The sequence below is a fragment of the Flavobacterium sp. GSB-24 genome (assembly GCF_027924665.1).
Taxonomy (GTDB): Bacteria; Bacteroidota; Bacteroidia; order Flavobacteriales; family Flavobacteriaceae; genus Flavobacterium.
Genome location: NZ_AP027043.1, coordinates 3,375,374 through 3,397,837, shown reverse-complemented (window position 1 = coordinate 3,397,837; position 22,464 = coordinate 3,375,374). Strand labels below are relative to the sequence as shown.

25 protein-coding genes are annotated in these 22,464 nt (G+C 34.3%); 14 read left to right on the top strand and 11 right to left on the bottom strand.

Annotation, left to right across the window (positions count from 1 at the left end):
• Positions 1-570 precede the first annotated feature (570 nt).
• Positions 571-1,602: a LacI family DNA-binding transcriptional regulator gene (locus QMG60_RS14760; protein WP_281865430.1), complete on the bottom strand. Its 1,032-nt coding sequence runs from the start codon at positions 1,600-1,602 to the stop codon at positions 571-573.
• A 189-nt stretch (positions 1,603-1,791) separates the two neighbouring features.
• On the opposite strand from QMG60_RS14760, the gene QMG60_RS14755 reads away from it, so the two are divergent.
• Entirely contained in the window at positions 1,792-2,379 is a 588-nt protein-coding gene (locus QMG60_RS14755) for a TetR/AcrR family transcriptional regulator (RefSeq protein WP_281865429.1), read from the top strand.
• A 91-nt stretch (positions 2,380-2,470) separates the two neighbouring features.
• On the top strand, positions 2,471-3,217 hold the full coding sequence (locus QMG60_RS14750) for an SDR family oxidoreductase (RefSeq protein ID WP_281865428.1): 747 nt from the start codon (positions 2,471-2,473) through the stop codon (positions 3,215-3,217).
• 108 nt (positions 3,218-3,325) lie between these two features.
• On the opposite strand, the gene QMG60_RS14745 is transcribed toward QMG60_RS14750, so the two are convergent.
• On the bottom strand, positions 3,326-4,114 hold the full coding sequence (locus QMG60_RS14745; RefSeq protein ID WP_134141455.1) for a polysaccharide lyase: 789 nt from the start codon (positions 4,112-4,114) through the stop codon (positions 3,326-3,328).
• A 462-nt stretch (positions 4,115-4,576) separates the two neighbouring features.
• On the opposite strand from QMG60_RS14745, the gene QMG60_RS14740 reads away from it, so the two are divergent.
• Positions 4,577-4,768: a cold-shock protein gene (locus QMG60_RS14740; protein ID WP_057118174.1), complete on the top strand. Its 192-nt coding sequence runs from the start codon at positions 4,577-4,579 to the stop codon at positions 4,766-4,768.
• Between the two features lie 87 nt (positions 4,769-4,855).
• Here QMG60_RS14740 and QMG60_RS14735 read toward each other — a convergent pair whose 3' ends face one another.
• From QMG60_RS14735 to QMG60_RS14720, 4 genes are all read right to left on the bottom strand, one after another.
• The gene (locus QMG60_RS14735; RefSeq protein ID WP_281865427.1) at positions 4,856-6,268 is read right to left on the bottom strand and encodes an SDR family oxidoreductase; all 1,413 of its coding nucleotides are present in this window, start codon (positions 6,266-6,268) and stop codon (positions 4,856-4,858) included.
• A gap of 14 nt (positions 6,269-6,282) precedes the next feature.
• Positions 6,283-6,966: an SDR family oxidoreductase gene (locus QMG60_RS14730; RefSeq protein ID WP_281865426.1), complete on the bottom strand. Its 684-nt coding sequence runs from the start codon at positions 6,964-6,966 to the stop codon at positions 6,283-6,285.
• Positions 6,967-7,203: 237 nt separating this feature from the next.
• The gene (locus tag QMG60_RS14725; protein ID WP_281865425.1) at positions 7,204-7,380 is read right to left on the bottom strand and encodes a hypothetical protein; all 177 of its coding nucleotides are present in this window, start codon (positions 7,378-7,380) and stop codon (positions 7,204-7,206) included.
• A 60-nt stretch (positions 7,381-7,440) separates the two neighbouring features.
• Positions 7,441-8,100, bottom strand: coding sequence for a LysR family transcriptional regulator (locus QMG60_RS14720; RefSeq protein WP_281865424.1), 660 nt, complete (start codon positions 8,098-8,100; stop codon positions 7,441-7,443).
• A gap of 129 nt (positions 8,101-8,229) precedes the next feature.
• On the opposite strand from QMG60_RS14720, the gene QMG60_RS14715 reads away from it, so the two are divergent.
• Positions 8,230-8,787, top strand: a complete 558-nt coding sequence (locus QMG60_RS14715; RefSeq protein WP_134141463.1) for a hypothetical protein — start codon at positions 8,230-8,232, stop codon at positions 8,785-8,787.
• A gap of 12 nt (positions 8,788-8,799) precedes the next feature.
• Positions 8,800-9,774 (top strand): NAD(P)H-quinone oxidoreductase, encoded by a 975-nt coding sequence (locus QMG60_RS14710; RefSeq protein ID WP_281865423.1) that lies wholly within the window; start codon positions 8,800-8,802, stop codon positions 9,772-9,774.
• A 112-nt stretch (positions 9,775-9,886) separates the two neighbouring features.
• Here QMG60_RS14710 and QMG60_RS14705 read toward each other — a convergent pair whose 3' ends face one another.
• Complete coding sequence (locus QMG60_RS14705; RefSeq protein WP_281865422.1) at positions 9,887-11,605, bottom strand: amidohydrolase; 1,719 nt, start codon at positions 11,603-11,605, stop codon at positions 9,887-9,889.
• Between the two features lie 368 nt (positions 11,606-11,973).
• Here QMG60_RS14705 and QMG60_RS14700 point away from each other — a divergent pair, with 368 nt between their 5' ends.
• On the top strand, positions 11,974-12,261 hold the full coding sequence (locus QMG60_RS14700) for a hypothetical protein (RefSeq protein WP_057118188.1): 288 nt from the start codon (positions 11,974-11,976) through the stop codon (positions 12,259-12,261).
• Positions 12,262-12,281: 20 nt separating this feature from the next.
• On the opposite strand, the gene QMG60_RS14695 is transcribed toward QMG60_RS14700, so the two are convergent.
• Together QMG60_RS14695 and QMG60_RS14690 are read right to left on the bottom strand one after the other, a co-directional pair.
• Positions 12,282-12,980 carry a DUF1826 domain-containing protein gene (locus QMG60_RS14695; protein WP_281865421.1) on the bottom strand — a complete coding sequence of 233 codons (699 nt, stop codon included), beginning with the start codon at positions 12,978-12,980 and terminating at the stop codon, positions 12,282-12,284.
• 153 nt (positions 12,981-13,133) lie between these two features.
• The gene (locus QMG60_RS14690; RefSeq protein WP_281865420.1) at positions 13,134-14,066 is read right to left on the bottom strand and encodes a bifunctional helix-turn-helix transcriptional regulator/GNAT family N-acetyltransferase; all 933 of its coding nucleotides are present in this window, start codon (positions 14,064-14,066) and stop codon (positions 13,134-13,136) included.
• Between the two features lie 305 nt (positions 14,067-14,371).
• On the opposite strand from QMG60_RS14690, the gene QMG60_RS14685 reads away from it, so the two are divergent.
• The 8 genes from QMG60_RS14685 (at position 14,372) to QMG60_RS14650 (ending at position 20,339) form a co-directional block, all read left to right on the top strand.
• Positions 14,372-14,662 (top strand): GNAT family N-acetyltransferase, encoded by a 291-nt coding sequence (locus tag QMG60_RS14685; protein ID WP_281865419.1) that lies wholly within the window; start codon positions 14,372-14,374, stop codon positions 14,660-14,662.
• 29 nt (positions 14,663-14,691) lie between these two features.
• Positions 14,692-15,312 carry a dienelactone hydrolase family protein gene (locus QMG60_RS14680; protein WP_281865418.1) on the top strand — a complete coding sequence of 207 codons (621 nt, stop codon included), beginning with the start codon at positions 14,692-14,694 and terminating at the stop codon, positions 15,310-15,312.
• Positions 15,312-15,662, top strand: a complete 351-nt coding sequence (locus QMG60_RS14675) for a hypothetical protein (protein ID WP_134141475.1) — start codon at positions 15,312-15,314, stop codon at positions 15,660-15,662. The genes QMG60_RS14680 and QMG60_RS14675 overlap by 1 nt, the downstream gene beginning before the upstream one ends.
• A 244-nt stretch (positions 15,663-15,906) precedes the next feature.
• A complete protein-coding gene (locus QMG60_RS14670) occupies positions 15,907-16,845 on the top strand; it encodes a ring-cleaving dioxygenase (RefSeq protein ID WP_281865417.1) in 939 nt (312 codons plus the stop codon).
• A gap of 218 nt (positions 16,846-17,063) precedes the next feature.
• On the top strand, positions 17,064-17,897 hold the full coding sequence (locus QMG60_RS14665; protein WP_281865416.1) for an SDR family NAD(P)-dependent oxidoreductase: 834 nt from the start codon (positions 17,064-17,066) through the stop codon (positions 17,895-17,897).
• Positions 17,898-17,914: 17 nt separating this feature from the next.
• The gene (locus tag QMG60_RS14660) at positions 17,915-18,829 is read left to right on the top strand and encodes an AraC family transcriptional regulator (protein WP_281865415.1); all 915 of its coding nucleotides are present in this window, start codon (positions 17,915-17,917) and stop codon (positions 18,827-18,829) included.
• A gap of 79 nt (positions 18,830-18,908) precedes the next feature.
• On the top strand, positions 18,909-19,490 hold the full coding sequence (locus QMG60_RS14655) for a TetR/AcrR family transcriptional regulator (RefSeq protein WP_281865414.1): 582 nt from the start codon (positions 18,909-18,911) through the stop codon (positions 19,488-19,490).
• A 45-nt stretch (positions 19,491-19,535) separates the two neighbouring features.
• Positions 19,536-20,339, top strand: a complete 804-nt coding sequence (locus QMG60_RS14650) for an SDR family oxidoreductase (RefSeq protein ID WP_281865413.1) — start codon at positions 19,536-19,538, stop codon at positions 20,337-20,339.
• Between the two features lie 72 nt (positions 20,340-20,411).
• Here the strand turns inward: QMG60_RS14650 and QMG60_RS14645 are convergent, their stop codons facing one another.
• Both QMG60_RS14645 and QMG60_RS14640 read right to left on the bottom strand, forming a co-directional pair.
• A complete protein-coding gene (locus QMG60_RS14645) occupies positions 20,412-21,401 on the bottom strand; it encodes a VOC family protein (RefSeq protein ID WP_281865412.1) in 990 nt (329 codons plus the stop codon).
• Positions 21,402-21,447: 46 nt separating this feature from the next.
• Positions 21,448-22,305, bottom strand: a complete 858-nt coding sequence (locus QMG60_RS14640) for an SDR family oxidoreductase (RefSeq protein WP_281865411.1) — start codon at positions 22,303-22,305, stop codon at positions 21,448-21,450.
• Positions 22,306-22,464 lie beyond the last annotated feature (159 nt).

Below are 22,464 nucleotides of genomic sequence, written 5' to 3'. Positions count from 1 at the left end.
ATATATTTCAAACACAATCGGTTGTGTAATTATTTTTTACACACTATAAAAAAAATAGCGTCTAAAAAAATAATTATCTCATAATTAATCCCAAAATATTAATAATATATCAAAAACAACTACAACGTTGTAGCAAAATTTAATAAAAATAAGACACTACTGCTTTATTCTTAAAGAAAATATAAAAAGATAAAATTTTGGTTTTTATTTAAAAAAAATTAAGATTTACTACTTCTAGTTGTTTCAGACCATTAAAAATTACCAGTAAAATAGTACATTACAAATATAGTTCTATAATAGAGGTCAATAAAAAGATTAAATGCGACCTAAAACAATCGATTGTTTTTCAAAAAAGAAAACCTTTCGCAGTACACGAAAGGTTTTTTACAATTAAATTTGATAGAAGAGAAAGAAGATTTATTCAAAGAATAAAAATCAATTTTCGTAAATGTCGGAATATAATTAACTTTTACATGCTTTCGAAATCAGAAACCGTTTTAAACATATTGTAACGCTCTCTGACTATGATAATTTAACTACTAAAGAATAGTTTCTTTTGAGTATAAAAAATTATAATCTTTTTGAAGATTCGCGAATAAGAACCTCTGTATTAAGAAAAGTTATTTCTTTGGCTTCTTCTTCCTTGAGTGATTTAATATTATCTATAATAATATTTGCAGCTGCTTTTCCCATTTTTTCAGCAGGGTGCGTAATAGTTGAAATATTGGGCTCGATTATTTCTGAAATAGGATCATTATTAAAGCCAATTACAGCTAAATCATGAGGCACTTTAATACCTCTCTTTTTGGCTGTCTGCACAGCACTTACAGCAAGAATATCTCCTGGTGCAAAAAGCCCATCTGGCGGTGGTTTTAAACTGAACAGCTTATTACAAGCCTTTACCCCATCATCATAGGTCATTGCCTTTAGATTTATAATTAATTCCTCTTTCAATGGCAGACCATGTTCTGTTAATGCATCAATATAACCTCTTTTTCTTTCATTGTAAAGATTACCAAATTCTCCGCCTGCAGTCATATGGGCTATTCTTTTACAGCCTTGTTCAATAAGATGTTTTGTTGCCTTATAACCAGCGGTATAATTATCAATTACAACCCTAAAAGTATTATAGCCTTTGGGAACTCGGTCAACAAATACAAGAGGTATGTTATTATTTGAAAACTGCTGAAAATGAGAAGTATCTTTTGTCTCCATTGCCAGCGAACAAATAACACCGCTTACCCTGCTGCTATAAAGTGATTTTGCCATATTAACTTCCTCATCATATGAATCGTGCGACTGCATAATAATAACTGAAAAATCAGATTTTCTAGCTGTAATTTCAATCCCGCTAATTAGTGATGATAAGAAAGGCTGAGTGATAGTTGGAATTAAAACACCAATCGTTTTAGACTTGTTGCCTCTTAATCCCGCAGCCAAAGTATTAGGAACAAAGCCCATTTCTTCTGCTGTTTTTTTTACTTTTTTAATAGTCTTATCACTTATAGTATGATGGTCTTTCAAGGCTCTTGAAATAGTCGATGTGGCCAGATTGAGTCTCGCTGCAATATCGTAAATAGTTACATGTCTATGCTCTTCCATTACTATACAAGTATTAGTAAATGTAAATATAGATATAATTTTAAAACGAAAGACTGGTCGTACATAATTGGAAAATGTGATTTTGTTGTATCTTATTTTTACTTAACCACCTTAAACCAACTCCTTAAAAAAAAGTTATAATTTTCATTTTTACGCTTAAATGAATATTAATTCATTTAACTTTACTGTATGAGACCTTTAGACCCTTTTAAAAGAGAGAAAATTTTAAAATCTGTTTATGCACTTACAGGCAGACAGGGATTAGCAAGCGTTAATATTTCAGGTATAAGTAAAATAGCTGGAGTTGCTGTAGGAACCCTTTATATCTATTTCAAAAATAAAGAAGAGGTCGTACAGTCGGCCTATGCAGCGGTAGAAGATAAAATGACGCAGGCAATGTACCAGGACTTTGATATTAATCTACCTGTAAAGGAATCACTTAAGAAGATTTATATTAATATGCTGAACTATAGGTTAAAAAATTATGACGAAACTATATTTATCGATCAGTATCAACAGTCTGGATACATACAGCTGAATTTCTCCAAACAACTTGCAGAATATGAAATGCAGAATAAACCACTGTATGATCTTTTAGAAAAAGGACAGCAGGAAGGAATTATAAAAGAACTGGATGCAATTATGCTTATCAGCTTTTTTGATGGGGCGGTACGCTCCTGCTCCACAGGGATTATCCAAAAGTTGTTCCCATTAAGCCAAAAACTCGTGGATGAATACTTTGATATGATATGGAGGGGCATGAACAAACAATTTTAAACTTTAAATCACAAATTTTTCATTAATACATTTAATACTATATATCATGAGCATTTTTAAAGACAAAACAATCATAATTACAGGTGCAGCTATGGGGCTGGGACTTGCAGCAAGTAAAGCCGTAGCATTAAAAGGAGCCAACCTTTCTATAGTAGATTACAACGCCGAAGCACTCGAAAAAGCAAAAGCAGAAATCCAGTCAGCCGCACCAGCTGCAAAAATCATAACTATAGTCGCTGACGTTTCAGATGAACAGGCGGTCAAAAATTATGTAGACAAAACAGTTGAAGAGTTTGGCCGTATTGATGGATTCTACAACAATGCAGGTATTGAAGGGAAACAGGCACCACTAGTTGACTACGATATCAATATTTTTAAAAAAGTAATCGATATTAACCTTATGGGTGTCTATTACGGTCTGAAATACATAATTCCTGTAATGCAGAAACAAGGTGGAGGAAAAATTGTAAACGTAGCTTCAGTAGGTGGAATTAGAGGTGTTATTAATCAAATGCCATATGTAGCAAGTAAACATGCCGTTTCTGGTATGACGAAAAATGCAGCAATTGAATATGGTAAAGATGGAATATTTACCAATGCAATCGCACCTGGTGCTATCCTAACCCCAATGGTGGCTGAAGCTTTTAAACAGGTAAACCCAGCCGACCCTAAAGCAGCTGAAACAACATACGCACAAAGAAACCCTACAAGAAAATTAGGTAAACCTGAAGATGTGGGTAACCTCGTGGCCTTTCTTCTTAGCGATGAGTGTCAGTATGTAAACGGTCAGACCATTGCAATTGATGGTGGAGAATCAAACCTATATGGTAATTCATAAATTAACAGACTTTAATTTAAAAACGGATCATAGGTTAAGCTATGATCCGTTTTTTTATGTAATGCTGTTATATACTTTTTAACGATATTGTTTTATAGTATATAAATTCTATTGCGCATCCCAAGACGCGCTAGGATAGTAAATAGAACTTGTTACAGGGGCTGTCCAGTAATTTTGACTTCCGCCACGGAAGGTGTGCAGACTTACTGCATTCACATTTCGCTTAGCATCGTTTGTAACCCATCGAATTGTCTGATTCAATATCTCAGTACCGTTAACATAGTATTTCACATATCCGTTAGTATTTGATCCAGTATTTAACTTAACAGATATTTGACAATTATAGGTCACTCCCTCTTGTATGTAGTATTTCTTTCCAAAATCATTACCAAATTGGCCCGGCTGATCTTTGTAATAAACATAAGGCTGCAAATAAGCGCCACTTCCTTTCGCGGTGTTTGACCCACTTGGGCAATACCACATAAATCTGGCACTGCCTCCATTGCCATCCCATCCTGGGTCACCGCCGGTATTTTGATCCCCAATTAGAATTCCATATCCACATTTACCACCTCTGCTCCAATAAAATCCAGAATTAAATCTCATCTGGAACCAAACGGTGTAAACCCCTGTTGACCAAACACCATAAGAGGTGCACAAACCACCAGGACATGACAATGTATTTGTCTGCAATGTAATCGTTCTTGATCCAGCAGTACCTTTTGCAGTAGTACTGCCTGCTGGAGCATCATTACCCGCTACGCTGCCGTTTTCAACAACCTGCAATTCATCCTTTTGAACGCTTTGCGGCTCATTCAAATCTTGCTCCTTTTCACAGGAACTAAACACTAATGCCATAATAACCAGCAAACTTGAAAATTTTAAGGCTTTTTTCATTTTAAAAAAATTAATAGTTAGTAAATAATTAATCTTATCACAGCATTTGAAACTGAACAGAAGCTTACTCTAATCCTTAAAATGAGCATCAATGGTTACGCAAACAAAAACAAGGTTTTTATTTTGATACGATCATAAAACTGATCCTGAACTTGAAAAATTTGTTTGAATTTTTATTGTTCAGTACGATAAGCATCTATGGCGTTAGTCCTGTTGTAATAGATAATGTAAAGTTGAATAATTACTATTAATTTCAGGAGTAAGAAAGTACGTATTTAGATACAAAAAAATCCAGTAAATCTGTTTTTGTATTTATTTTGCAAAAGAATGCACAAGTAGATTTTATCCACTAAGTATTAATCCAAACACTTGCGGCTAAAAGTTAATAAAAACATAATTAAAAATTTTAAAGGCACTTTCCAATATTTAATACGTTACATTTGAACAAATTAAATATTTAATATGCAAGAAGGTACAGTAAAATTCTTCAATGAAGAAAAAGGTTTCGGATTTATAACACCTAATAATGGCGGAAACGAAGTTTTTGTTCATGTATCTGGTTTATCAGAAAACATTCGTGAAAACGATTCAGTTCGATACGACATAGAAGAAGGCCGTAGAGGTCCAAACGCAGTAAACGTAGTGATAGCATAACATACTATAGAACAAGTTTATAAAAAGCACCTGCCTAAAACAGGTGCTTTTTCATTTTAACCAGTTCAACAAATCATTCGTACTTAACTAAATTAATTTTTTAAGCATGCCGTCAAAAATAAAACCGTGAAACGGCAGAACGGAATACCAGTATATTTTTCCCATAAGACCTTCCGGCCTAAAAGTGGCAGCTTGGTATAAAGTATTATTGATTATTTTAAATTCAAGCCAGGCTTCACCAGGCAGTTTCATCTCGGCGTATAAAATCAATTTTCCTTCAGATTTATTGGCATATACAACCCGCCAGAAATCCAGTGCATCTCCTGCATGTATTTCATTTTTATTAGTCCTTCCTCTTCGAGTACCGACACCTCCAAAAATTTTATCGATGAATCCACGTAACTCCCAGAGCCAATCGGCATAATACCATCCGGTTTCGCCGCCTATAGACCAAATTCGTGCAATTGTATATTCCCTATTTATTATGGTTCTTTTCCTTCTATCAATATAACAGTCCTTTTTTGGAACTTTAAGATATTGAGAAACAGCACCCTTAAACCGTCCGCTAACCTGCGAATCTTTCCAGCTCGAAATGATATCATCTTCACTAATCTTTTTCAAAGCTCTTTCTAATGCCTGGCGGTAAGTAATAGGTTTAACTCCCAGTATACTATTAATATTATTATCGCGGCAGATTACCTCTACTTTCATACTGCTAACCAGCGCAGAGGCAAGTTTAAAAGAAGTTGAGGTTACAAAATAAAGCCAGTACGAAGATAATTTTGGAGTCATGACCGGTACCGTAAAAATATACCTCTTTAGTTTTTTTGCTTTGGCAAACTCCAAGAGCATTTCTTTATATGCCAATACATCAGGTCCTCCAATGTCAAAACTTTGATTATAAGTTAATGGATTTAAGAGTGCCCGAATTAAGAATTCTAAAACATCGCTGATTGCAATTGGCTGGCATTTAGTATTGAGCCATTTTGGGGTAATCATAATCGGCAGTTTATCTACCAGATCCCGTATTATTTCAAAAGATGCACTTCCTGATCCTACTATAATTCCCGCTCTGAGCACAGTCGATGGTACTGAAGCAGTTTTTAAAATTTCTTCAACTGCCTTTCTTGATGATAAATGCTTGGATAATGATTGGTCATTTACAATTCCGCTAAGGTAAATGATCTGTTTTGCATTTGTCTGGTTTATTTTTTCAATGAAATAATTTGCCGAAATACTTTCGAGTTCATCATAATTAGAAGCACCGGACATGGAATGTATGAGGTAATAAGCCGCATCAATATCATCGGGAATATTTTTAATGCTTTCAGGATCCAGAAAATCAACTTCGACAACCTCTATTTTATTTATAAAGTTTTCAGGAAAATGAAACCTGCTTTTATCTCTTACACAGCAAACTACCTCATTTCCATGACTTAACAACAAGGGCAAAAGCCTCTTGCCAATATAACCTGTAGCGCCTGTTAAAAGAATTTTCATTTCTTAAGTTATCTTTATAATTTAAAGCTTACCAGTCCATAGTCCATCGGGAAAATCTGTCCCGAAATTGAAGCGGCATCTTCAGATATCAGATAATCTGCCATACGAGCAACTTCCTGTGGTTTTAGGTAATTTTTCATAGGATGCCGTTCCATCATATTTTCCTTCATGCGATCGTTTCTTAAAATAGAAGCAGATAACGAAGTCTCCGTGATTGTGGGAGCAATAGCATTGATCCGAATCAAAGGAGCAAGTTCCGCACCTAGTGATTTAGTAAGTCCCTCTACTCCTGATTTTGATGCCGCAATACTGGAATGAAAAGGCATTCCGAGTTTTGCCGCAACGGTACTAAATAAAACAATAGAAGGATTTTTCCCTTTCTTTAATGCAGGCAGAAAATGCTGAATTACTTTAACGGCACCTATCACATTAATTTCAAAATCGTTTCTAAAATCGTCAATGCTTAAACTCAAAATAGGTTTGAGATTTATTGATCCTGGACAATATACTAAAGCATCAATAATTTCAATATCAGGCAATTCATCCTGCAGCACATCAACTGAAAAATGAATCAAATTAGGATGGGAAAAATCTGGAATAGTCCGACTGATATTATACACTAAATGTTTTTCAAGCTGCTGCTGCAAAATAGCATTGCCAATTCCTCTGCTTCCTCCGATGATGACAATTTTTTTCATTTTTCTTATTGAGCTACTTATTTTTTAATGTAAAAACAATTTATTCTTCTTTTATTAATTGCGATAACGTTCGATATTCATGTTAAAGATAAGAATTTGTTTAATTATTTTCGAAAAATATTAAACAAAATAATATTTGTGACATTAAATTAGAATGGATTGATTTTCAAAGTCAGCCAATAAGTTAAAAGCTATTTTCTTTTTATTTACTAAGTGCTAAAAGCAAATCATATGAATTTACGCCTTTTTTAAATTCATCACAGCAATCTTTTTCTTTAATAAGTCATTAAAAAGTGAGAGTGAAGCTTTGCGGTAAATTCCCGAAGGAAATATTAAAGTTGCCTCACGGCTCATGTTTTTACCTTCAATTGGAACTGCAACAAGTTCAGAGAAATCAAATAAGGAAGAATTCATTAATACAGTAAACCATTTTTTTGTATTAACCAGTTCCAATAGACTATGAATATCATTGATCTATATTTTTGCCTTCAATTTTATGTTATTTTTTAGAAGCGTTTCATCCAGAAAATTTCTGATACTGTAAGTTGGAGATGGCAGCACTAAGTTTAATTCAGTAATTTTTTGAAGCCCTATCTTTTTAAGTTTACTCCACGGATGCGATTTATGAAGAATCAAAGAGAGAGTGGCAGAGAATAATGGCATTATATCAAGCTGTTGATCCTCACAGGAAGGCATAAAAGACAGCATACAATCAATTTCATATAAGCGTATTTTTTGAAGCAATTCTGAAGTAGAGCCCAGCACTACCTGAATCTGAATATCTGGAAATTCCTCATTAAACTCCGTAATCGTTTGAAGAAGTAAATTTACTAGTCCGTAAGTGGACCCAATAGTTATTTTACCGGTTTTTAAATTATTCAAATCCATTATAACCTGCTTTCCTTCTTCTGCCTGACGAATCGTTTTTCGGGCGTAATCCAGCATAATTTCACCCGCTTCCGTAAGTTTAACCCTCTTTCCTACTCTGTCAAAGAGAAGAACCGTTAATGAATTTTCTAATTCTTTTATTTGATGAGATAATGTACTTTGAGTAATGTATAAATCATCTGCAGCCTGTGTAAAATTTAAAAGTTCTGCCGCGCGGACAAAGTATTTCAATTGACGAAGTTCCATTTTCTTTAATTTTTTATAAAAGTACAACTCTAAATCGAAATTTTCGATCGATTACATCTAAAAATTTCATTTCCACGATTGGTTTATATTGCAGAACTTTGACATAAGTTAATTTAAAAAACAGAAAAGATGGAAATTTTACAAACACCCGAAAACGCATTATCAGCATCAATTGTTTCAGCAATAATTAATGCTCCAATTGAAAAAATTAATATTGCCGACTGGCTGCTTAACCTGCCGGATGCAGAATATCAACGTTGTTCTGTTAACCATATTGCTGCTGGAATAACTTCTAATTTTGAAGGTATACCGATGTCTATTAATGTAGAATATGTGGGAACAGCACTTGTTGTACAGCATTATATTTTTGATGAATATCGTGCTGATTACTGCCGAATGCTTTCAATTTCTGATACTATTACTGCAGGCGGAAGATCTAAAGTACAGGTTCTTTGGGAGTTGAAAGCAGAAAAAATAGATGATACAACAACAAAATTTACTAATACCATTCATGCAACCGCGACTCCTGAATTTTTAGATTTCATCAAACAACACGGAATTTCTCTAGCCGATGCTGCAAAAGCAAGACAGGATGCTTCTGACGCCCATAATCATGAAGAAACACCGCTGTTTGCAAAAAGTATTGAGAACAAAGCGCTATTTGGAAAATATAATCTACCTTTTTAAAAAAATTAGATTATGAAAGCTATTACCATCTCAAAATTTGGAGGGCCTGAAGTTTTGCAATTGGTCGAGGTTCCTGATTTAATTCGATCGCAAAATGAAGTTTTAATTCAGGTAAAAGCTTCAGGCATTAACAGAAGTGACATTTTGCAGCGCCAGGGAAAATATGCTGCTCCAAGCAGTACTTCTAATGAAATTCCAGGTCTCGAAGTATCTGGAATTATCGTAGACTGTGGTCCAGAAGTTACGCAATGGAAAAAAGGCGATCACGTTTGTGCCTTGCTTTCTGGGGGAGGTTATGCAGCATATGTTACTGTAAAAGAAGGTCAGTGTTTACCCATTCCTAAAGGCTTAAATTTTATAGAAGCAGCCAGTCTGCCTGAAACGGTATTTACAGTCTGGTCTAATATTTTTGAACGAGGAAAATTAAAACCAGACGAAACTTTATTAGTTCACGGAGGCAGCAGCGGTATAGGAATTACAGCGATTCAGATCGCTCATGCTTTTGGTTCAAAGGTCATTACGACAGTTGGTTCAGATGAAAAAGCACAATATTGTTATGAATTAGGTGCTGATCTTTCTATAAATTATAAAAAAGAAGACTTTGAAGAAATTTTAAAAACCAAAGGTGTAGATGTTATTCTTGATATGATAGCGGGAACCTATTTTCAAAAGAATCTTTCTATTTTAAACGAAGAAGGAAGGCTTATTCATATCAATGCAGAAAATGGTAAAAACGTAGAGCTTGATATTTGGCAGTTAATGCTAAAAAGAATTACGATCTCAGGAAGTACACTGCGTGCACGAAATTACGAATACAAAAAACGATTAGCCGCAGAAGTATTTAAAAATGTCTGGCCATTAATTGAAAATGGTAAATTCAGGCCTGTTATCTACAAAACGTTTTCCCATCGCGATGCTGTAAGCGCTCATGAATGTATGGAACACGGAAGCCATATTGGTAAAATAATAATCGACTGGGAATCATAATACTATTTTCATTGAATTTAACCACTAAAAAGTCCTAATAAAAATTAGGCCTTTTTAGTTAGTCATTAGAAATCTTCAATTTATATATACTTTTAGCTTTACTGTTTATTTTTTATTTGAGAGCAGTATTTTTAAACACAGTTTTTCCTTCTTTAATCGTTTCAACCACTTGAATATCTTTAATGTTTAAAGGATTTATCTTTATTGGATTTTTATCAAGGATAACCAAGTCTGCCAATTTTCCTTTCTTTAGAGATCCTTTATTATTTTCTTCAAAATATTGATAAGCCGCCCAAATCGTTATGGACCTTAAAGCGTCATAAGCGCTGATTCTTTCCTCAGGCCCAATCACATCACCACTTCTGCTTATTCTGTTTACCACAGAATACAAAATCATTATACTGTTAGGAAGAGCAACAGGCGCGTCATGATGCTGTGTAAAAATCATTCCTTTTTTAAGAGCTGTTCCAGCAGGTGAAATACGATAAGCCCTTTCTTTTCCTAATGTTTCATCTCTATGCCAATCTCCCCAATAATAGGTATGCATTCCAAAAAAAGAAGGCATAATTCCAAGAGATTTCATTGTATCTAACTGGTCTAAGCGGGCAGTTTGTGAATGTATAGCAATTGTACGCCTGTCTTTTTTTCCATATAGTCTGGTGGCATGCTTTACCGCTTTTATATACTCATCAATTGCTGCATCTCCGTTACAGTGGGCTAAAATCTGCCAGTTATTTGCATATGCTGAATCTACAAGCGCGACAGCATCGCTCTCTTTTGGAAATGCAGGATAGCCGGAATAAGTTTTCGGCTGGCCTGGCGGCGGAATAATATATGGTTTTGTAAGCCATGCAGTTTTACCCTGTGGCGAACCATCCAATGAGAGTTTCACGCCTGCAATCCTAAAATGATTTTTATATTCTTTTTGAATGCCATTTTTTTTCATATAGGCCATTTGGCTCTGTATGTCAGGATAAGCGGCAACATCGATAGTTAATTTATTTTTTGCCGCAAGTTTTAACCATGTAGTACACGCATCACTTGTTGCTCTTCCCTCCTGTGCCGTTGTAAAACCAAATCTTATATAAGATTTTAAACCTGCTTCAGCAATTTTTTCATTGGCTTCCTCGTCCAGTGTTCCCATAATTTTAAAAAGCGGGGTAAACATAGCCATCTCTTCCAGCACTCCATTAGGTTCATTAGATCCATTTTTTCTTCTAATTAAGCCACCTGCAGGATTTTTTGATGCCGCATTATAACCAGACATTTCTAATGCTTTATGATTCATTACTGCTAAATGCCCAGACTGGTGTATAATAATAACGGGGATTGTTGCAGATACCTTATCTAAATCATCTGCCGTTGGAGGAAGCTTTTCTTTCAATTGTGCATCATCATATCCAAACCCCACTATCCAGCCATATTTTCCGATAGCATTTTTGTTAGATGCTTTCCATTTATTAAGCAATGAAATAATACTTGTAATATCATTACCAGTGCCGTCAGGAGCCGGAAGTAAATTAGCTGCGACCGCTTGAAATCCGGCGTTCCAAACATGACCATGCGCATCTATGAATCCAGGAAGCATTGTTTTGCCTTTTATATCCTTCATTTCTGTTTCACCTCCTTGAAAATTTTCAGCTTCAGCTATTGAGCCTGCAAAAATAATTTTCCCGTTTTTTACCCCAACGGCTTCCACATACTGCGGCTGGCTGCCTTCCATTGTTATGATATCTCCTCCATAATAAATGGTATCTGCAGAATCTTTCACTTCTTTTTTACAACTTGTTAATGTAATTAATAACATGAATGTCCATAGTATATTTTTCATTTCAAAATTATTTAGTTGTTTTACATCTCATAAATATAGAAATAACATACTGTTTTTTAATTATTTAATAGACAGTATATTTAATTTTAAATTAATACAAGTTAATTCGATCGCGCGGATTTGTAATCCGCGCCCGCAAAGTATAGCTCAACATATTAAAAAAAATCCAGTTTTTAACTATAGGAACGAGCATGGAAAAAATTTCGAGTGATCGCTACACATTAGAGCGATCGGGATTCAATCAACAACAACTGAGAATTTTACTTTCATTTTAGTATTGGGAACCCTATAATTACAAACCAATACTTTTGCCTTAATAAAATCCATTTCCACACAGTTTTTCGTATATATAAGTAAAAGCTGTTGTCATGGAAACATTACCCATTTTTCTTGTAAAAATTCTACAGACGCTTGCCGACAGATACGGTATGAGCTGTACTTTAGAAGAACTGACAAGTCTCTTAACTCCTGTTTTTAATACTTACACATTATTGCAAGACAGTATCGCTGATGAAAAGAAAAAACAAGCGAGGGTACTAGATGCTTTAATACTTTTGAATAAAGAGGGATATATCTTTTTAAGTTCAAGTTCTGATGAAAGTACAATAAGTATAAAAGGTCTAATTTTAGTTAATAATAAAGTTATTTGCAATTAGGTTATATCATCCCAATCCCATTAACAAATCAACAACAACCGATATTCCCCTTCATTTTCTACTGGTGCTCTATGAATACAAGGCTGTACTTGTTGTTTTGGATGATCTACGGCCAATCGCCAAAGATGACCTAATCCTAAATTAATAGGCTCTGCATTGGGATGCAGCTGATAATGCAAATCAAAATAATTTTCTTTTAAAAAGTTTTCGAATTCTTCCTCTGGTCCATCGTAAAGCTCTTTTAGCTTTGTTCGAATTTCTGGAACTAGGATTTTTTGCTCTGCCTGCGAATTAGAAATTATATCACTCGAAGCGCCGTGATAGGTACATAAAAAAGTGTCTGTTGCAATGGGCGAACGATCCACATGAAACGAATACACATCTGTAGATATGAAATCAAATTCATCGTCACGGTCATAACATTTCAGTAAATTTAGAGAAGGCGAAGCGCCAAAATCAGTTAATAATTGCAAATCATTTAAGATTATTTCTCGAGCTTTATTTCCCTTTTCTGATAGTTGCAGCGCTTGTAAATCTTCTGGATAAACTTCTGTTATATTTTCTTTTAAATGCAATTGGGCTACAATTTCGTTAAAATCGCCATCCAAATTTCTGTACCAGCACAGCGCATTCATTTCTCCTTTGAAATCGGTATGTACAAGCTCAGCGAAAGTAGACACCACTCCTATTTGGCTGTTGTCAGAAAATATATTGCTCATAGTGTAATAGTAAAAGCTGGTTACTTCATGCATTGCAAAATTATGTAATAGTAGTCAGCTGCGTTATTTTATCGCTATAAACTTTTAGAGAGATTGCCCTTTTCTGCAAAAAAGTAATCTCTCTGTTCCTATCAATAGCTAATAAATTTGAGGTTACTCTAGTATTTCCATATCATAGCGTTCATCACGAAATGTCGCTCCCCATTGATTTACTTCTTGAGAATTAGTCAGCTTAAAGCCTGCGGTTTTATACATATCTAAGGCACGTTCCTGTTTATCTGTAGTAAGCAGAAAAACATTTTTATACCTTTTTTCGCGGCAGAAAGCTATGGCATCATTCAAAAGCTTTTTTCCTATTCCCAGTCCCCTGAAAGAGGGATCGGACAGAAACCATCTAAGCTGGGCTTCTTGCTCATTTTGATGAACAATGGCTATACAGCCAATAATCTGGTTGTTATATTCAGCCATCCACAAACGGTCTTTTTCTGGAGAATACTGTTCTAGGAAATGATAAAAAGTTTTCACTACATAAAATTCAAATTCATTTGAAAAACTTGATTCCTGATCATAAATTTTACTGTGCAAATAAATTATATAACCAATGTCTCCCGGTCTTAAATCATAACGATAACTGATATCACTAGCAGATATTTTCGAGCTATTTTTGCTGTCTAACATTTTCTTAATATCCCCCATTGCATTCACAAGTTTTTCCTGTTCTGCTGTGCTCAAGTTTTTCACTTTTAATTCTGACTGCTGATCTGCAATAGCATTTAATTTTTGTAAAAGTTTGTTTCCTGAAGATGTCAATTTAATATTAAAAGCACGTTTGTCTATTACGGAAGGAACTTTCTCAATTACTCCATCTTTTGTGAGCCGTTTTAATAGTCTGCTCAAATATCCCTTGTCTAAGTTGAGCGTTTCGCAGATTTCCTGTGCTGTAATATCTTGTTTTTCATTTATTTCATAGATAATACGGACTTCTGTTAATGAATAATTGCTATCAAGATAATTTTGATTTAAGATATCTAAATGTGCTGTATAAAACCTATTAAACGATCTAATTTCTGAACTTATATTTTTCATTTTTCTACTATTATGTTTTGCAAATATACAAAATAGTTGCTTTTGTCAACTTGTTTTTTAAAAAAGACATTAAATGTGCTCAATTTTTTCTTTCTTAATCTAGATTAATCGACAAACTTTTATAGCTGTAGTAAGTTTGTAAAAGATTTAACAATATCTGTTATTTCTACTACCAAGAACACTAAGTAACAAGGATTTAAAATTGCTGATTTCTAATAATATATTATCTTTAAGAATGTATTTTATCCTTTTTATTTCTGTTATAAATAGAATTAAGAATCAAAAAAATAGATAACTCAAAAAACATGGAAACAATAAAACTAGAATTAGACGAGAAAAAACACGGCGCTTTTAATCTTTATGTAGAGGATAAAAAACTGGGCGAAATGACAGTAAGTCTTAAAGATGATTTGCTAACCGTTTATCATACAGGAGTTGAACCAGAAGCGGAAGGAAAAGGTTATGCAAAAAAACTACTTGAAGAAATGGTGTCATACGTGCGTGCCAATAATTTAATGGTTTTACCGCTTTGTCCTTATGTTCACGCACAATTTAAAAGACATCCAGATGAATATCAGGACATTTGGAAAAAATAACAGCCACTTAATAATTAAAAAATAAACTCATGAATTTAGAAATTATAACAGACGGAGTTCCTCTAAATGATGCTAAAAAAGCCTTGATTCTGATTCACGGCCGTGGTGCTGGTGCTCACGATATCCTTTCGATTGCGAAACATCTTAAAGTCAGCGATTTTGCATTGGTTGCACCTGAGGCAGAAAACAGAACTTGGTATCCGTATTCATTTTTAGTTCCGCTTGAAGAAAACGAACCTTCTTTTTCAAAATCGTTAGAAGCCATACATCAGGTTGTTGTTGCAATTCAGCAAAACGGAATCGAAAAAGAGAATATTTATTTCCTTGGATTTTCTCAAGGTGCCTGTCTTGCTTTGGAATTCACAGCCAGAAATGCCGCTAAATATGGCGGTGTCGTAGCTTTTACAGGAGGACTTATTGGCGATAAAGTATATGAAAATCATTATGCAGGAAATTTCGAAAATACTCCGATTTTCATCGGAACTAGCGATCCAGATTTTCATGTTCCTGTGGAAAGAGTAAATGAATCTGAAGCGCTTCTTCAAAAATTAGGCGCATCGGTAACAAAAAAAATCTACCCAAATATGGGGCACAGCATAAGTCAGGACGAAATAGACTTGGCTAACGAACTTATTTTTACAAAAAAATAATGATACAAATAACCCGTGTTTACAGCGACGCAAATGGCGAAAGTCATTTTGAAGACTTTGAAATTCCGTTGAAAAACAATGGCGATATCGGATTTTTATCTGATGATGAACCCGTAAAATCAATTGTTTTTAGAGAAGTCAGCCCGTCTTATGATTATGATTTTCATAATGCTCCAGATCGGCAATATATTGTTTTACTGGAAGGCGGTGTAGAAATAGAAACTTCATTGGGAGAAAAAAGAACGTTTGAAACTGGTTCAATTTTATTGGTTGAAGACACAACAGGAAAAGGTCATAAAACAAAAAATATCGAACCAAAACTTCGGAAATCTATATTTATAAAACTGTAATTTAAATAGTCGAAATAAAAATTTAACTGCAAAGTTCGCAAAGCCTTAACTGATTTAGCTTTGCGAACTTTCTAATTATAACGTATTACACTATCAGATATAAAGCTTTGCGAACTTTGCGGTTAAAAATTTTTCTCAACAAAATTATGGCTTTTTATTTCTTAATCTAGGTTAATCGATCCAGAAGCATAACTGAAGTAAATTTGTATAAGAAAATCAATAACAATTTAATACATAAGATACCATGGAAAATAAAATTTTAGGCTTACACCATATTACTGCAATTGCAGGTGACGCCAAACGTAATTTCAACTTTTATTCTAACATATTAGGATTAAGATTTATTAAAAAAACAGTGAATTTTGACGATCCGGGAACATACCATTTTTACTTTGGTGACGAAGTAGGAAGCGCAGGAACAATCTTAACTTTTTTCCCTTGGGGAGAAGGAATCCAGCAAGGAAGAAAAGGTTCTGGAATGGCAACTGAAATTGGTTATTCTGTTCCAAAAGGAAGCCTTGATTTCTGGCAGGAACGTTTTGAGAAATACAATGTAATTTACAATAAACCAGCTGAAAAATTTGGCGAAAAGTATCTTACTTTCTTAGATCCAGACGGATTGAAATTAGAGTTAATCGAATCTAAAACAGAAAACAACAGAAAACCTTGGGAAACTGATGAAGTAAAAGCAGATGTGGCTACAAGAGGTTTCCACAACATTACTTTGACTTTAAACAGTATAAAAGCAACCGCTGCAATTTTAACCGAAATATTTGGTTATAAATTGATTGAGCAGAATGTAAATCGTTACCGTTATGCAACAGATGCGGTAGAAAACGCAGCAATTGTTGATTTGGTAGAGTTAGAAGAAGAAAAACGCGGTCATGTAGCAAACGGATCTGTGCATCACGTAGCTTTTCGTGTTCCAAATGACGAAGTTTTAATGCACTTCCGTGAAAAAATCGAAGACTACGGATTGTCTATTACACCGCAGATTGACAGAAATTATTTCCACTCTCTTTATTTCAGAGAACCAGGCGGAGTTTTGTTTGAAATCGCTACAGATAACCCTGGTTTTACTGTAGATGAAAGCTTAGAAGAATTAGGAAAAAACCTAAAACTTCCTGCACAATACGAATCTGATAGAGCCGCTATTGAAGCGCATTTGGTTCCAATTAATTAATTTTTTTTAAATCACATATATTTTAAAAACCTGCAAGTCAAAAGATTTGCAGGTTTTTTGTTGGAGAGTACTTTTAGTATATAATTTAAACTCTTTCTACCGAAATTATTAGTTCTTAAAGTTAAGACAACTGAATTTGAACACATAAATCCTCAATCTGAACACTTTTTAAATCCATAACTTCCTGAATTTTGCTTTATAATTAAAATCTAAAAAACATGAGCACTCAAAAAGTATGGTTTATTACCGGCGCATCAAAAGGAATGGGACTTGAAACCGTAAATGCTGTTTTAAAAAACGGTGGCAAAGTTGCAGCCACTTCCAGAAATATACAAGAATTGATTGATAATATTGGAAATCAAACTGAAAATTTCCTGCCGCTTCAGGTTGATATTACCAATGATAAAGAAGTAAAAAATGCTATTCAAAACACAATTGATACTTTCGGAAGGATTGATGTTGTGTTAAACAATGCTGGATATTATCTGGTGGGAAGTGTTGAAGAAATCAGCGATGAAGAATTCCGCAAAACGATAGATGTCAACCTATTGGGAACCGTAAACGTAATTCGCAACGCAATGCCTTTTCTGCGTCAGCAAGAATCAGGACATATTTTAAATATCGCATCCAATATGGGCTATATCGGATATGCAAATACTGGAAGTTATAACGCCGCAAAATTTGCCGTAATCGGACTTTCAGAAGCATTGGCTCAGGAAGTAAAACCTTTCCATATAAAAGTCACTGCAATCGCTCCAGGAATGTTCCGTACCAGTTTTATGAGCGACAGCACTTTGGCAGAAGCCAAAAATAAAATAGCCGTTTACAATGTAGAACAACATGTAAATATGCTGAAAAGTTTTGACGGAAACCAGCCCGGAGATCCAAAGAAACTTGCCAAAGTTCTGCTTGCTGTAACTGAATTGCCAAATCCGCCTGTACACCTTCCATTAGGAAATGATAGTTATGATTCGATTGTAGCTCATCGAAAAAATGAAGCGCAGGAAATGGAAACATGGAAACATCTTTCGTACTCAACTAATTTCGATTAATTCGTAAATTTGCTTCAATGAAAAAATCAGTTCCACATAAAATTAAAAGCATTTCAGAGCTGCATCAGTTATTTGCGCTTCCTAAACCAGATCATCCTCTGGTTAGTGTAATTGATTTTGCATTATTGAGTTATAAACACAGCGATATCTGGAAACATTTTACGAATGATTTTTACTGTATTACCTTGAAAAAAGGCGTCAACGGAAAATTTAAATACGGTCAGCGGGATTATGATTTTGATGAAGGAATGATGACATTGACAAAACCCGATCAGGTATTTTCGGTAACGCATACTAACGATAATCCAGTTACAGGTTTTATGCTAGTTTTTAAACCCGATCTAATCCGAAATTACCCTTTAGGAAAAACAATACACAATTATGGATTTTTTTCTTATTCAATTGCCGAAGCATTACATCTTTCTGACAAGGAAGATGTAATTATTTCTGGTCTTTTAAAACAAATGCAGGACGAACTGAAAAACAATATTGATCATTACAGTCAGGATTTAATTGTTTCGCATCTCGATTTACTGCTCAATTATATTAATAGATTCTACGGCCGCCAATTTATTACCAGAAAAACTTCAAATCCTGATTTATTGAGCAGAATAGATCAAACTTTACTGAACTATTTTGACAATGAGAATGGAGTTTTAAAGGGAGTTCCAACAGTTCAGTATTTATCGCAGGAATTAAATATTTCATCTAATTATTTAAGTGACTTACTCCGAAGTATTACTGGCTTAAATACTCAGCAATACATTCAGAATCACATTATTGAAAAATCAAAACAGCTGCTTGCAGGATCAAATTTAAGTGTAAATGAGATTGCTTATTCATTGGGTTTCGAGTATCCGCAGTCTTTTAGTAAACTCTTCAAAAAGAAAACCAATATAACTCCCCTGCAATTCAGACAGTCATTTAATTAAAAAGAGAAAAATTGCTTTAAAATTTGGAGTACACTTATTTTTATTTAATTTTGTACCGATCATTACAAAATTAAAAACGATGAGAGGAAGACCAACCATTTACGAAGACGAAAATATTGTCAAGAAAGCACAAGAAATATTTTGGCAGAAAGGTTATAGTGCAACCTCATTGAGTGATCTGCAAAAAGCAACCGGAGCCGGCGCTGGAAGTTTTTACAATACTTTTAAGGGAGGTAAAAAAGAGGTTTTTCAAAAAGCCATAGAAGAAAGACGACTAGCTTTTGATGCTTTTAAAACGGAATTAAACAAAAGCGAATCTCCATTAGAATTAATTAAAGACTTTTTTAGAAGTATCGCTTCCGCGGAAGAAAATGAGCATCTTAAAGGCTGTATTATTGCCAATACGGTTGTAGAAATGACTTTTATTGATGAAAATCTGGAAGCAAATGCGGTACTGATTTTAAAAGAGGTCGAACAAATGTTTACTCAGGCAATTAAAGAGGAAAAATTAAAAGGAAATTTAAAAACGCAAACAGATCCCGAAATTCTGGGCAGGTATCTAATAACATTTTGGTGCGGACTTAATACACTTAGAAGAATGTACCCGGACAAAAATGTCTTAAAAAATCAAATCGAAATGCAATTAGCTGTTATCAGCTAATTTTTTTGACTATTTATGTATCGATCATTACAAAAATAAATAAAAATGAATTTAAAATTAGAAGGGAAAAAAGCTTTTATAAGCGGTTCGACACAAGGAATTGGTTTTGCAATAGCCAAACAATTATTAAATGAAAAAGCTGAAGTTATTATTAATGGAAGGCATGAAGAAAGAACAAATCTGGCAGTACAAAAATTAAAAAATGAATTTCCAGATGCTATAGTTTCAGGAATTGTCTGTGATTTTGAGAAAAAAGAGGAAGTAACGGCTTTATTAAATAAATTAAATAAATTAAACAATATTGATATTTTAATTAATAACGTTGGCATTTTCGAATTGAAAGATTTTGAAAATCTGGAAGATGAGGATTGGTACAGAATGTTTGATATTAATGTCATGAGCAGTATAAGGCTTTCTAAAAAACTTTTACCGCAAATGCTTCAGAAAAAATCAGGAAGAATCATTTTCATCAGCAGCGAATCCGGAGTTAATATTCCTGGAAATATGATTCATTACGGAATGACAAAAGCAGCAATGACGGCAGTAAGTAATGGTTTATCTAAACTAACTGCAGGTACAGAAGTAACCGTAAACACAATTTTAGGCGGCCCAACTTATTCTGATGGAGTTGCTTCAACAATTGAACATATCGCTTCTTTACAGAATATCGAGATTGAACAAATGAAAAATGCCATCGTACAACAGACCAATCCGCATTCTTTATTGCAGCGTTTTATTGATCCTTCTGAAATTGCTTCGCTGGCAGTTTATCTTTCAAGTCCGCTTTCAATTGCAACAAACGGGGCATCGCTACGAGCAGATGGAGGTGTTTTAAAAACTATCATTTAAAAATGATATTTTCCTAATAGCAATTAAGAAGCCGGAAAAAATTCCGGCTTCTTAAAATTGATCATTTTAAAATTATTTTTTTTCATCTACAAAAACGTACAGCTTTTGCACTTTTCCGTTTTCAATAACAAACAAATCCATTCCAGTTCCTGCTGCGGGTTTGCTTTTTGTACCAAATTGCCAATAAACACGCACTATATTATGATGTGTTTCAAATGACTTAACGGTGAATGTGAAATCTTTATTTTTTTTCTGCAGCTCTGTTACAAATTTATTGATCTCACCTGTTCCTTCTGATATAAAGTGGCGGTCTATCATTTCTATATCTGCTGCATACACTTTATTCAATAATGCAGCTCGTTTAGATTCGTTTCTTTCATTCCAGATTTCAAAATGTCCCTCAATTATCGCTTTCTTTTTTTCAAGATCAAAATCATCTGCAGCAGGTTTTTTCACTGTTGTTTTTGGTGACCATAATACTGTTTTAGGATTTGATTTTTCATATCCCTTGCCATTTGGGTACGAAACAAGTTCCATTTTAGAACCCCACGGAGTTTCAAAATAAACCCATGTTTCACCAGCCGTGTCTCCTGATGGTGTCAGGAATGGTTCGCCCAGTACTTTAACACCTTTGCTTTTTAAATATTTTACTGCTGCATTGATATCTGAAGTATAAAAAGCAATATGTGAAGCTCCAATATCATCAGAATTAGGATGTGTTTTGCTTCCTTTATTATCGGCATAATAAAACACTTCGATACTGGCTCCCGTTCCAGCGTTTATCATTTTTATGGTTACGGCTCCAGTAGCGGGATTAATATGGTTGGCTTCTTTCCATCCCGCATCAAGCGGAATTGGTCCGAGTTGTGTAACTGGAGTGAACCCAAGTACATCTTGAAAAAAGGTTACTGCTTCTTTTAAGTCGGGAACGTTAATTCCAATGTGATCTATTCCCAAAATTCCTGAGTTGTTTTGCGCTGCTGCTTTTTCTGAAGCTGAGAAGAAAAAAACTAAATTTAGTAATGCAATGGCAGGAGTATGTATTTTATGAGTTGTTTTCATGATTGTATAAAGTATCTGAATTATTAAAATGTGATTATTCGAAAAATTAATTGCTGTATGCAGCTAACCATTTTGCTTTTATGGCAGCACGTGCTTCTATAAATTCTTTGTCGGTTCCCTGAGCGATAGCATCTAGTGGAAAACGAAGCGGATGCTCCCCTTTTTTCATATTAACCAATTCCAGAATTCCGTCGGCAATAGTTTGCGGGTTCATATCAAACTGAGCCATTTTACCAAATAATGCACCGCCCAAAGCATTGAATTTTTCTGTTGCAGCGTCTCCATATTGTTCTATGATTTCTTGTTTGTCGGCATGTATTCCTGCTTTTGAGCCGTTATTCATTTCGGTTGGATAAACTCCTGGCTGAATACTTACGTTTTCAATTCCGTAGTCCGCAAGTTCATCTTGCAGTCCTTCTGTAAAACTTTCGACAACTAATTTTGAAGCGATGTACGGAATCATAAAAGGAAGTGTATGTCCGCTTGCTCCAGTTGTGATATTAATTATAAGTCCGTTTTTTTCTTTTCTCATTGAAGGAAGAACGGCATGATAAGTACGAAGTACACTGTAAACGTTTACGTCAAACATTTTACGCATTTGATCGATTGAATATCCTTCCAGCAAACCAAAACCGCTTACTGCAGCATTATTAATAAGAACATCGATTTTTCCGTATTTGATAAGTACTTTTTCAAAAGCGTTGTTTACAGAAGCATCGTCTGTAATATCGATATCTACTACTTCAATGTTTGAAAGTGCTGAAAGTTCTTTTGCAACAGCTGCATTTTTGTCTTTTGTGTTGCGCATTCCTGCAATTACGGAATGACCTGCATTTGCTAAAGTGATAGCTGTAAGTTTACCAAATCCTGAACTTGTACCTGTAATGAAAATTGTTTTTGACATGATTTCTATTTTTAAATGTTTATAATGTTTGTTTCTTTTGAACATTACAAAGTTGCGTAGAATGCAAAACCTGCACATTGATTAGAAATAAGTAAAAACTTGATCTAGATCAAGAGTTGGTAATTGGCATAAAAAAAGGAGCTTAAAAGCTCCTGATTC